Raw genomic sequence first — 11,584 nt, forward strand, 5'->3', positions numbered from 1 at the left:
CTATTATTTTTCACTCTAATGAGTGACATCCGCAAAGGCGCGCGGTCTAACACGATGGTACACTTTCTGCTTTCCGCCCCACCGTGAAACTCAGGGCGTATTTTTATGATTCCATTGAATGGAATACACGCATTTGCATAAGAAATTGGATAGTCATTAAGTAGGGGTTCACATGCAGGGCACCAGAATTCATCTTATAGTTGGTGGGCTGCTACTGGCGGCAGCCAGTGGCAGCGTGCAGGCTGAAGCACTACAACCCGATCCTGCCTGGCAGCAGGGGGCGCTGGCCAACGGGTTTTCATGGCAGATTCTCGATACGCCGCAGCGGCCGAGCGACCGCGTGGAACTGCGGCTGATCGTCAATACCGGCTCTTTGGTGGAGTCTTCGCAGCAGACCGGCTTTGCCCACCTGCTGCCGCGGCTGGCGTTGACGCGCAGCGAAAGCTTCACGGCGCCGCAGCTGCGGGCGCTGTGGCAGCAGAGCGTAGATAACGAGCGGCCGCTGCCGCCGGCTATCATCTCGTACGATTTCACCATGTATAACCTCAGCTTGCCGAACAACCGGCCCGATCTGCTGAAAGAAGCGCTGGCCTGGCTGGCGGACACGACCGGCAAACTGGCGATCGACGAGCACACGGTGCACGCGGTGATGAATTCCAGCATCAATCCGGTCGGCACTTTCCCACCCAATACCAAAGACGCCTGGTGGCGTTACCGCCTGAAAGGCTCGACGCTGCTGGCGCACGATCCGGCGCAGCCGGCGAAACGGCCGGTCAACCTTGAGCAGTTGAAGAAATTCTATCAGCAGTGGTACACACCGGACGCCATGACGCTGTTCGTGGTCGGCAAGGTTGACAGCCGCAGCCTGGGCGAGCAGATCAACAAGGCTTTCTCGCCGCTGCAGGGCAAACGTGAAACCCCGGCTCCGATGCCGACCCTGACGCCGCTGCCGCAGCAGCCGGTGAGCCTGATCAGCGAGCAGGTGAAGCAGGATACGCTGTCGATCATGTGGGATTCGCCGTGGCACCCGATTCGCGATTCGCAAAGCCTGCTGCGCTACTGGCGTGGCGATCTCGCCCGCGAGGCGTTGTTCTGGCACCTCCAGCAGACGCTGGAAAAAAGCGACCAGAAAAACCTGCATTTGGGCTTTGACTGCCGCGTGCAGTACCAGCGCGGGCAGTGCGCCATCCACCTGGATACGCCGAACAACAATCTGAACGGCAGCCTGGGCTTCATTGCCCGCGAACTGGCCAACGTGCGTGACAACGGCCTGTCGAAAGAGGAATTCGATGCGCTGCTGGCGCAGAAAAACGATCAGCTGAGCAAGCTGTTCGCGACCTACGCCCGTACCGACACCGACGTGCTGATGAGCCAGCGTCTGCGGTCGCAGCAGAGCGGGGTGGTGGATATCGCGCCGGAGCTGTACCAGAAGCTGCGCCAGGAGTTCCTGTCCAGCCTGACGCTGGAGACACTGAATCAGGCGCTGAAGCTGCAGTTGTCTCAGGACGCGACGTTGGTGCTGATGCAGCCGAAGGGCGAGCCGGAAATGAGCATGAAGCAGCTGCAGGATACCTATAACGGCATCATGATGCCGCCGCCGGCGGTGGTGACGGAAGAAGCCAAACCGGCGGACACCGCAGTCGCTTCGCCGGCGACGGACGCCGCTGGCGCGCAGTAATTCGTGGCAGGGGGCTCAGGCCCCCTCAGTTGCGGTACAGCACCTTGATGATATGGTAACCGAACTGGGTTTTGACCGGGCCGTAAGGTTTGAGCAGCGGGATGCTGAACACCGCTTTATCGAACGCAGGCACCATTGCGCCTTTGTTGAATTCGCCCAGCGAGCCGCCGTTGCGTTTTGACGGGCAGCTCGAGTATTTGCGCGCCAGCGTGTCGAAGCTGACGCCGCGCTTAAGCTTGGCCAGCAGCTCGTTGGCCAGCTTTTCATTGTCTACCAGAATGTGCAGGGCGCACGCCGTTTTTGCCATGGTATTGCCTTTGTCGATGCGAAAATTGCGCTGATTATACCCGCTAAATCTCATCGGCGCTTTCTGCTACAATTCCCTTCCACGTTTTACAGTCGAGCAAGTCAGCGCCATGCGATTAAACCCCAGCCAACAACAAGCCGTCGAATTCGTTACCGGGCCCTGCCTGGTGTTGGCCGGTGCCGGTTCCGGCAAGACGCGCGTTATCACCAACAAGATAGCCCACCTGATCCACCACTGCGGCTATCAGGCGCGGCACATCGCCGCCGTGACTTTTACCAACAAAGCCGCGCGCGAGATGAAAGAGCGCGTGTCGCAAACCCTGGGACGCAAAGAGGCGCGTGGGCTGATGATTTCCACCTTCCACACCCTGGGGCTGGAGATCATCAAGCGGGAATATGTGGCGCTGGGCATGAAGTCCAACTTCTCGCTGTTCGACGACCAGGATCAGCTGGCATTGCTGAAAGAGCTGACCGAAAAGTGGTTGGAAAGCGATAAGACGCTGGTGGCGCAGCTGATTTCGACCATCTCCAACTGGAAAAACGACCTGATCGATCCCCAGCGGGCGGCAGAGTTGGCGCGCTCGGAGCGCGACAAGCTGTTCGCCCATTGCTACGGTCTTTACCACGCCCATATGCGGGCGTGCAACGTACTGGACTTCGACGATTTGATCCTGTTGCCGACGCTGCTGCTGCAACGCAACGAAGAGGTGCGTGAACGCTGGCAGCAGCGCATCCGCTATCTGCTGGTGGATGAGTATCAGGATACCAACACCAGCCAATACGAGCTGGTGAAGCTGTTGGTGGGCCATCGCGCGCGCTTTACCGTGGTGGGCGACGACGACCAGTCGATTTACTCCTGGCGCGGCGCGCGGCCGCAGAACCTGGTGCTGCTGAAGGAAGATTTCCCGGCGCTGCAGGTGATCAAGCTGGAGCAAAACTACCGTTCCAGCGAGCGCATTTTAAAGGCGGCCAATATCCTGATCGCCAATAACCCGCACGTGTTTGAAAAACGGCTGTTTTCCGAGCTGGGGTATGGCGAAGAGCTGAAGGTGGTGACCGCCAACAACGAGGATCACGAAGCCGAGCGCGTGGTGGGGGAACTGATCGCCCACCACTTCGTGAAAAAAACCAACTACGGCGACTATGCGATTCTCTACCGTGGCAACCACCAGTCGCGGGTGTTTGAAAAGATGCTGATGCAGAACCGCATCCCGTACAAGATTTCCGGCGGCACGTCGTTCTTCTCTCGCCCCGAGATCAAGGATCTGCTGGCCTACCTGCGGGTGCTGACCAACCCGGACGACGACAGCGCCTTCCTGCGCATCGTCAATACCCCCAAGCGCGAGATCGGTCCGGCGACGCTGCAGAAGCTCGGCGAATGGGCCAACCAGCGCAACAAGAGTTTATTCCACGCCAGTTTCGATCTGGGGCTGAGCCAGCACTTGACCGGGCGCGGGCTGGAATCGCTCCAACGCTTCACCCACTGGCTGGGCGGCATCGCCCAACAGGCGGAGCGTGAGCCTGTGGCGGCGGTGCGCGATCTGATCCGCGGCGTGGATTATGAAAGCTGGCTGTTTGAAACCTCGACCAGCCCGAAGGCCGCCGAAATGCGGATGAAGAACGTCAATACGCTGTTCGGTTGGATGACGGAGATGCTGGAAGGCAACGATTTGGACGAGCCGATGACGCTGACCCAGGTCGTGACGCGTTTCACCCTGCGCGACATGATGGAGCGCGGTGAAAGCGAAGAGGAGCTGGATCAGGTGCAGCTGATGACGCTGCACGCTTCCAAAGGGTTGGAGTTCCCCTACGTGTTCCTGGTGGGCATGGAAGAGGGGCTGCTGCCGCACCAGAGCAGCATCGACGAAGACAATGTCGATGAAGAGCGGCGTCTGGCCTATGTGGGGATCACCCGCGCGCAAAAAGAGCTGATCTTCACCCTGTGCCGCGAACGCCGTCAGTACGGTGAGTTGGTGCGGCCGGAGCCGAGCCGATTCCTGCTGGAGCTGCCGCAGGACGATTTGGCGTGGGAAACCGAGCGCAAAGTGGTGAGCCCGCAGGAGCGGATGCAGAAGGGGCAGAGCCATCTGGCCAATATCCGCGCCCAGCTGGCCAAGGCCAAAGGCGGGAATTAAAAAGCAAGGGCGCTCATCGCGCCCTTGTCATTTCAACGTTGTTCTTCCAACCGCAGCGTCCAGTGGACGTAGCTCTGCCAGTGGCTTTCCTGCTCCAGCGCCTCGGCGCGCAGCGGATGCTGCTCCAGCCAACCCGGCGGCAAGATCACCGTCAGGTCATCGTCCTGATTGGCGCGTAAACGCACCGCCGGTAGCGTGTCGTCGCGGCGGCGGCTGGCGAAGATGATCGCCAGGCGCAAAATGCGGCACAGACGCTGCGCGGTGCGCGGCGGCAGGGCGTTTTGCTGGTTCAACAGCGACAGGTCGAGGGTGTTGCTCTGGTTTTGCAGCAGGGTGGCCAGCAGTTTTTTCTGCGCGGGGGTAAAGCCGGGTAAGTCCAGGTGGCGGATCAGGTAGGCGGCGTGTTGCGGCGCCTGCTTGAAATCGACGCTGAGGCCGAGTTCGTGGATCAGGCTGGCGCTGTGCAACAGCTCGCGACATCGCGCATCCAACTGCCACTCGTTGGCGACCTGCTGCGAGAAGTTGGCGGCGAGCTGGCTGACGCGCTCGGCCTGCTCGGTGTCGATCAGGTAGCGACGCTGCAGGTTGCGGATGGTGCGGATGCGAATATCCTGCTCCACCGGCAGATGCAGCATGCCGTAAACCAGGCCTTCACGCAGCGCCCCGCCGGCCAGCATCATGCTTTCGATGCCCAGCTCCTGGAAGATGGCCAGCAGAATGGACAGGCCGCTCGGGAAGACCAGCGCGCGTTCCAGCGTCAACCCTTCGATCTCCAGCTCTTCCAGCTTGCCGCACTGAATGGCCCGCTGTTTCAACTGGCGCAGCTTGGGCAGGGTGATGCGTTCATCCATGCCTTGCGCCACCATGATTTCCTGCAGCGCTTGGACGGTGCCGGAAGCGCCGACGCAGATTTGCCAACCGTGCTGGCGCAGCTGCGGCGCGATCGGCCGCACCATTTCGCGCGCGGCCTGTTCGGCGCGCTCGAAGTTTTCTTGCCCGAGGTTGCGATCGCTGAAGTAGCGCTCCAGCCAGGTGACGCAGCCCATCGACAGGCTGTACAGCTGCGATGCCTGTGCGCCGGTGCCGGTGACCAGTTCGGTGCTGCCGCCGCCGATATCGACGACCAGCCGCCGATCCGGCCCGCCGGTGGTGTGCGCGACGCCATGATAAATCAGCCGCGCTTCTTCTTCGCCGCTGATGACCTGCACCGGGCAGCCGAGGATTTGCTCGGCGGCCTGCAGGAACTCATCGGCGTTGGACGCCAGACGCAAGGTGGCGGTGGCGACGACGCGGATCTGCTCGCGCGGGATGTCCTGCAGGCGTTCGGAGAACAGCCGCAGGCACTGCCAGCCGCGTTGCATGGCCTCATGCGACAGGTGATTGTGCTGATCCAGCCCGGCCGCCAGGCGCACCTTGCGCTTTATCCGCGCCAGAGTCTGAATGCTGCCGGCCACCTCGCGCACCACCAACATATGGAAGCTGTTGGAGCCGAGATCGATGGCAGCATAAAGCGTGCTGGAGCTGAGCATGGCGATCAGCTCGAGCGTTTACGGTTGCTGCGCGGCGCGCCGCCGCGACGTGGCGCGGAGTTGCGGCGTGGGCCGTTGCCGCCGCGCGGACGCGACAGGCGCTTCGGTGCCGGCAGATCGGTCAGCAGCGCATCGCTGTTGTACTTGCTCACCGGAATGCTGTGATCGATATAGGTCTCGATCGCCGGCAGGTTGAGCGCGTACTCTTCACAAGCCAGGCTGATGGAGTGGCCGCTGGCGCCTGCTCGGCCGGTACGGCCGATGCGGTGTACGTAGTCTTCGCAGTCGTCAGGCAGATCGTAGTTGAAGACGTGCGTGACGGCGGGAATGTGCAGACCGCGCGCGGCGACGTCGGTGGCGACCAGGATATCCAGATTGCCCTTGGTGAAGTCGTCGAGGATGCGCAGGCGTTTTTTCTGCGCCACGTCGCCGGTCAGCAGGCCGACGCGGTGACCGTCGGCGGCCAGGTGGCCCCAGATGTCTTCGCAGCGGTGCTTGGTGTTGGCGAAGATGATGGCGCGATCCGGCCACTCTTCTTCGATCAGCGTCTGCAGCAGACGCATTTTTTCTTCGTTGGACGGGTAGAACAGCTCTTCTTTAATGCGGTGGCCGGTTTTCTGTTCCGGTTCCACTTCAACATATTCGGCGTTGTTCATCTGCTCGAAGGCCAGTTCGCGTACGCGATAGGACAGCGTGGCGGAGAACAGCATGTTCAGGCGTTGATTGGCCGCAGGCATGCGGCGGAACAGCCAGCGGATGTCTTTGATAAAGCCGAGATCGTACATGCGATCGGCCTCATCCAGCACGACGACCTGCATCGCGCCGAGATCGACATAGTTCTGCTTGGTGTAATCGATTAAACGGCCGGTGGTGCCAATCAGAATGTCCACGCCGCTTTCCAGCACTTTCAGCTGTTTGTCGTAGCCGTCGCCGCCGTAGGCCAGGCCCAGCTTCAGGCCGGTGCTCTGGGAGAGGGCTTCCGCATCGGAGTGGATTTGCACCGCCAGTTCACGCGTAGGCGCCATGATCAAGGCGCGCGGCTGATTGGTCTGGCGATCCTGTTTCGCCGGGTGGGTCAGCAAATAGTGAAAAGTAGACGCCAAAAACGCCAGCGTCTTTCCGGTACCGGTTTGCGCCTGACCTGCAACGTCACGCCCGGAGAGCGTGAGCGGCAATGCTAACGCCTGGATGGGCGTGCAATTGTGAAACCCTTTTTTCTCAAGGGCTTCAAGGACTAACGGGTGCAGGGCGAAGTCGGAAAACTTCTGTTCGGTCAAGTGTGTTTTGCTCATAGTGTGGTAGAATATCAGCTAACTATTGCTTTACGAAAGCACATCCGTTGAAATAAACGCGGTGCAATAAAATCACCTTGAGTTGGTTAATGCTACACCAACAAGGTAGACATAATCCTGTGGAGTAGAACATGAGCGATAAAATTATTCACCTGACTGACAGCAGCTTCGAAGCTGACGTGCTGAAAGCTGAAGGGCCGATCCTGGTCGATTTCTGGGCTGAATGGTGTGGGCCGTGCAAGATGATTGCTCCGATTCTGGATGAGATTGCCGAAGAGTTCGAAGGCAAACTGACCATCACCAAGCTGAATATCGATCAGAACCCGGCTACCGCGCCTAAGTACGGTATCCGTGGCATCCCTACGCTGTTGCTGTTCAAGAACGGTGAAGTGGCCGCGACCAAGGTTGGCGCGTTGTCCAAAGGTCAGCTCAAAGATTTCCTGAACGCGAATCTGTAATCGGGCGGGAAGCCCAGTATCAGGCGCCTGGCGGTGATGTTCAATTCACCGCTAGACGCCTGCCAAGAAGCGTGTTAAGTTTAACCACACTGCATATAGAACTTGCCCGAAGTTTTAAATCTAAAGAGTTTGAATCTAAAGCTATACTCTGTGTCGAACCACCGGCGTTGAAAGTAAACTGAGCTCAACCCGTGTTTTGGCAATCAAACGGTTTTGCAAAAATCATTTTTAAGGTACCTTCGATCTTCAACCGTCAATGCGTGCGCCCGATGTAAGCCATTTCTTACCGCGACGGCTCTGCGCCCGGTGATCGAACGTCCAGTAAACAGGCACGCATCTCGCTGCCATACCATTCACGATACAAGTTCGAGACATACCCCGAGTTTAAGAACCCACCACTATGAATCTTACCGAATTAAAGAATACGCCGGTTTCTGAGCTGATTACTCTCGGCGAAAATATGGGGCTGGAAAACCTTGCCCGCATGCGCAAGCAGGACATCATCTTCTCCATTCTGAAGCAACATGCGAAAAGCGGAGAAGATATCTTCGGCGACGGCGTGCTCGAGATATTGCAGGATGGATTCGGTTTCCTCCGCTCTGGAGACAGTTCCTACCTCGCCGGTCCCGACGACATCTACGTATCCCCTAGCCAAATCCGCCGCTTCAACCTCCGCACAGGTGACACCATTTCCGGTAAGATTCGTCCGCCAAAAGAAGGCGAGCGCTATTTTGCCCTGCTGAAAGTCAACGAAGTCAACTACGACAAGCCGGAAAACGCCCGCAGCAAGATCCTGTTCGAGAACTTGACGCCGCTGCACGCCAATTCCCGTCTGCGGATGGAGCGCGGCAACGGCTCGACCGAAGACTTGACGGCGCGCGTACTGGATCTGGCGGCGCCAATTGGCCGCGGCCAGCGTGGCCTGATCGTGGCACCGCCGAAAGCCGGTAAAACCATGCTGCTGCAGAACATCGCGCAGAGCATCGCCTACAACCACCCAGACTGCGTGCTGATGGTGCTGCTGATCGACGAACGTCCGGAAGAAGTGACCGAGATGCAGCGCCTGGTGAAAGGCGAAGTGATCGCATCGACCTTCGACGAGCCGGCTTCGCGTCACGTGCAAGTGGCCGAAATGGTGATCGAGAAGGCCAAGCGCCTGGTTGAGCACAAGAAAGACGTGATCATTCTGCTCGACTCCATCACCCGTCTGGCGCGCGCCTACAACACCGTGGTGCCGGCCTCGGGCAAGGTGCTGACCGGTGGTGTGGACGCCAACGCCCTGCATCGTCCGAAGCGCTTCTTCGGTGCGGCGCGTAACGTGGAAGAGGGCGGCAGCCTGACCATCATCGCGACCGCGCTGGTTGATACCGGTTCGAAGATGGACGAAGTGATCTACGAAGAATTTAAAGGTACCGGCAACATGGAATTGCATCTGGCGCGTAAAATCGCCGAGAAACGCGTATTCCCGGCTATCGATTACAACCGCTCCGGTACCCGTAAAGAAGAGCTGCTCACCACCTCTGAAGAGCTGCAAAAAATGTGGATCCTGCGCAAAATCATTCATCCGATGGGTGAAATCGACGCGATGGAGTTCCTCATTAATAAGTTGGCGATGACTAAAACCAACGATGAATTCTTCGATATGATGAAACGCTCATAATTCGTTAAAAATTTCGCTGAACGCCACGCCTAGTCGTGGCGTTTTTCGCTTTTGGCGGATACGATAAGTAGCAGTAATGGAAAAGTAAGTTGTTTCCTCGACTTATTGAGAATTCATCTTGTTTGTCGGTCGGTTTCGCGCCGGTCGGCTTTGCTGCTGTCATTTTGTCAGTCGATGCGAAGAAAATAGGCATGAATCACCGTTGTCATAGGAAATGACCGAAAGGTAGCGGGGGCCGATGGCACAAGCCTTAGCCCGTGGTAAGCTGCCTTATCTTCTACAGAGATCTGTTAACTGTGAACTTACTCACTATGAGTACTGAAATTCTATTTGTTTTCCTGTTTTCTTTGGCTTTTCTCTTTGTTGCCCGCAAGGCGGCAAAACGTATTGGTCTGGTAGATAAACCCAATTATCGCAAACGCCATCAGGGGCTGATTCCTCTGGTCGGCGGTATTTCCGTTTATGCCGGGTTGTGCTTCGCGTTTTGGATCTCTGAACAACCCATCGCACACGCCAAGCTTTATCTCACCTGCGCCGGTATTCTGGTGTTTGTGGGGGCGCTCGACGATCGTTTCGATATCAGCGTTAAAATTCGCGCCCTGGTGCAGGCGCTGGTCGGCATCGCCATGATGGTGTTCGCCGGTCTGTATCTGCGCAGCTTCGGCCATGTGCTGGGTGATTGGGAGATGCTGCTGGGGCCGTTCGGCTATCTGGTGACGCTGTTCGCGGTATGGGCGGCGATCAACGCTTTCAATATGGTCGACGGCATCGATGGTCTGCTGGGCGGTTTGTCGTGCGTCTCCTTCGGGGCGCTGGGCCTGCTGCTGTACCTGAGCGGCCATCATGAGCTGGCGTTCTGGTGCTTTGCGATGATCGCCACTATCGTTCCCTATATTTTGCTCAATCTCGGCATCCTCGGCCGCCGTTATAAGGTGTTTATGGGGGATGCCGGCAGCACCCTGATCGGCTTTACCGCCATTTGGCTGCTGCTGCAAAGTTCACAGGGAAAGGCGCACTCGATCAACCCGGTGACCGCGCTGTGGATCATCGCTATTCCGCTGATGGACATGATAGCAATCATGTATCGTCGTTTACGCAAGGGGATGAGCCCCTTCTCTCCCGATCGTCAACATATTCACCACCTGATCATGCGCGCCGGCTTTACGCCGCGGCAGGCTTTCGTGCTGATCACCCTGGCGGCCGCGTTACTGGCTGCGGTGGGCGTGATCGGCGAACGCCTGACTTTTATCCCTGAGTGGGTTATGTTGGCATTATTTTTGCTTGCCTTCTTCCTGTACGGTTACTGCATCAAGCGCGCCTGGCGGGTTGCGCGGTACATTAAGCGTATCAAGCGCCGGCTGCGGCGTTCGGGCGATAACAAGCAAGTACCTTAACCAGAGACCAGAGGCTTTTTGGCTGTGATGAATCCAGAAACAACGTCTGACAAGCATACCCCGGCGGTGGATAACGAACTCGACATCCGCGGCCTGTGCTGCACCCTGTGGCGCGGCAAACCGTGGATTATCGGCATTGCGGTGCTGTTCGCGGCGGTCGCGCTGATCGTTTCTTACCTGGTTAAGCAAGAGTGGAGCGCCACCGCGATCACCGACAGGCCGACGGTGAATGCGCTGGGCGGTTATTACTCCCAGCAGCAGTTCCTGCGCAATCTGGATGTGCGCACGCTGCCGGCGGCGGCCGGCGATCAGCCGAGCATCGCGGATGAAGCGTACAATGAGTTCATCATGCAGCTGGCGGCTTACGACACGCGTCGCGATTTCTGGCTGCAGAGCGATTACTACAAACAGCGTCAGGAAGGGGATGCCCGTGCCGATGCGGCATTGCTCGACGAGCTGATCAATAACATCCTGTTCACGCCGCGCGACGACAAAAAAGTCCCGAACGACGGCGTGAAGCTGACGGCGGAAACCGCCGCGGACGCCAACCGCCTGCTGCGCCAATACGTGGCCTTCGCCAGCCACCGCGCAGCCCTGCACCTGAACGAAGAGATCCAGGGCGCGTGGGCCGCTCGCACCACCTCGATGAAAGCACAGGTCAAGCGTCAGGAAGCGGTCGCGGAGTCGGTTTACAAGCGCGAGCTGAACACCACGCAACAGGCGTTGAAAATTGCCGAGAGCCAGGGGATCAGCCGTACGCAAACCGACACTCCGGCCGAACAGTTGCCGGATTCGGATCTGTTCTTGCTGGGCCGGCCAATGCTGCAGGCGCGTCTGGAAGGCCTGCAGGCCTCCGGCCCGACCTACGATCTGGATTACGATCAGAACCGCGCAATGCTGGCGACGCTGAACGTTGGCCCGACGTTGGATGAGAAGTTCCAGACCTATCGCTATTTGCGCACGCCGGAAGAGCCGGTAAAACGCGACAGCCCACGCCGGGTCTTCTGGCTGATTTTGTGGGGCGCGATGGGCGCGTTGGTTGGCGCCGGTGTGGCCTTGGCGCGTCGGCCGCGTAGTTAAAAAAATAATATAATAATCTGATGCAGGGCGCGTGAGCGCCCCATTCGCAGGC

9 protein-coding genes are annotated in these 11,584 nt (G+C 58.5%); 6 read left to right on the forward strand and 3 right to left on the reverse strand.

The genetic code is table 11. From position 1 onward, the window contains the following. The first annotated feature begins 172 nt into the window (after positions 1 to 172). Positions 173 to 1,678: a M16 family metallopeptidase gene (locus ACJ8PE_RS21675; RefSeq protein ID WP_033645048.1), complete on the forward strand. Its 1,506-nt coding sequence runs from the start codon at positions 173 to 175 to the stop codon at positions 1,676 to 1,678. A gap of 25 nt (positions 1,679 to 1,703) precedes the next feature. On the opposite strand, the gene ppiC is transcribed toward ACJ8PE_RS21675, so the two are convergent. Beyond that, positions 1,704 to 1,985 (reverse strand): peptidylprolyl isomerase PpiC, encoded by a 282-nt coding sequence (gene ppiC, locus ACJ8PE_RS21680; RefSeq protein WP_004934175.1) that lies wholly within the window; start codon positions 1,983 to 1,985, stop codon positions 1,704 to 1,706. Between the two features lie 109 nt (positions 1,986 to 2,094). On the opposite strand from ppiC, the gene rep reads away from it, so the two are divergent. Then, positions 2,095 to 4,119 (forward strand): DNA helicase Rep, encoded by a 2,025-nt coding sequence (gene rep / locus ACJ8PE_RS21685; RefSeq protein ID WP_033645047.1) that lies wholly within the window; start codon positions 2,095 to 2,097, stop codon positions 4,117 to 4,119. Between the two features lie 32 nt (positions 4,120 to 4,151). Here the strand turns inward: rep and ppx are convergent, their stop codons facing one another. Both ppx and rhlB read right to left on the reverse strand, forming a co-directional pair. Continuing rightward, positions 4,152 to 5,648: an exopolyphosphatase gene (gene ppx / locus ACJ8PE_RS21690; protein WP_197792963.1), complete on the reverse strand. Its 1,497-nt coding sequence runs from the start codon at positions 5,646 to 5,648 to the stop codon at positions 4,152 to 4,154. 5 nt (positions 5,649 to 5,653) lie between these two features. Then, positions 5,654 to 6,940 (reverse strand): ATP-dependent RNA helicase RhlB, encoded by a 1,287-nt coding sequence (gene rhlB, locus ACJ8PE_RS21695; protein ID WP_197760379.1) that lies wholly within the window; start codon positions 6,938 to 6,940, stop codon positions 5,654 to 5,656. Positions 6,941 to 7,071: 131 nt separating this feature from the next. On the opposite strand from rhlB, the gene trxA reads away from it, so the two are divergent. From trxA to wzzE, 4 genes are all read left to right on the forward strand, one after another. After that, entirely contained in the window at positions 7,072 to 7,398 is a 327-nt protein-coding gene (trxA, locus tag ACJ8PE_RS21700) for a thioredoxin TrxA (RefSeq protein WP_004934187.1), read from the forward strand. Positions 7,399 to 7,798: 400 nt separating this feature from the next. After that, a complete protein-coding gene (gene rho / locus ACJ8PE_RS21705; RefSeq protein ID WP_004934188.1) occupies positions 7,799 to 9,058 on the forward strand; it encodes a transcription termination factor Rho in 1,260 nt (419 codons plus the stop codon). A 296-nt stretch (positions 9,059 to 9,354) separates the two neighbouring features. Beyond that, on the forward strand, positions 9,355 to 10,452 hold the full coding sequence (wecA, locus tag ACJ8PE_RS21710) for a UDP-N-acetylglucosamine--undecaprenyl-phosphate N-acetylglucosaminephosphotransferase (protein WP_025160399.1): 1,098 nt from the start codon (positions 9,355 to 9,357) through the stop codon (positions 10,450 to 10,452). A 27-nt stretch (positions 10,453 to 10,479) separates the two neighbouring features. Continuing rightward, positions 10,480 to 11,532 (forward strand): ECA polysaccharide chain length modulation protein, encoded by a 1,053-nt coding sequence (wzzE, locus tag ACJ8PE_RS21715; protein ID WP_117187655.1) that lies wholly within the window; start codon positions 10,480 to 10,482, stop codon positions 11,530 to 11,532. Positions 11,533 to 11,584 lie beyond the last annotated feature (52 nt).

Origin of the sequence: Serratia sp. CY74737 (genome assembly GCF_052166775.1) — a bacterium.
GTDB classification, from domain to species: domain Bacteria; phylum Pseudomonadota; class Gammaproteobacteria; order Enterobacterales; family Enterobacteriaceae; genus Serratia; species Serratia ureilytica.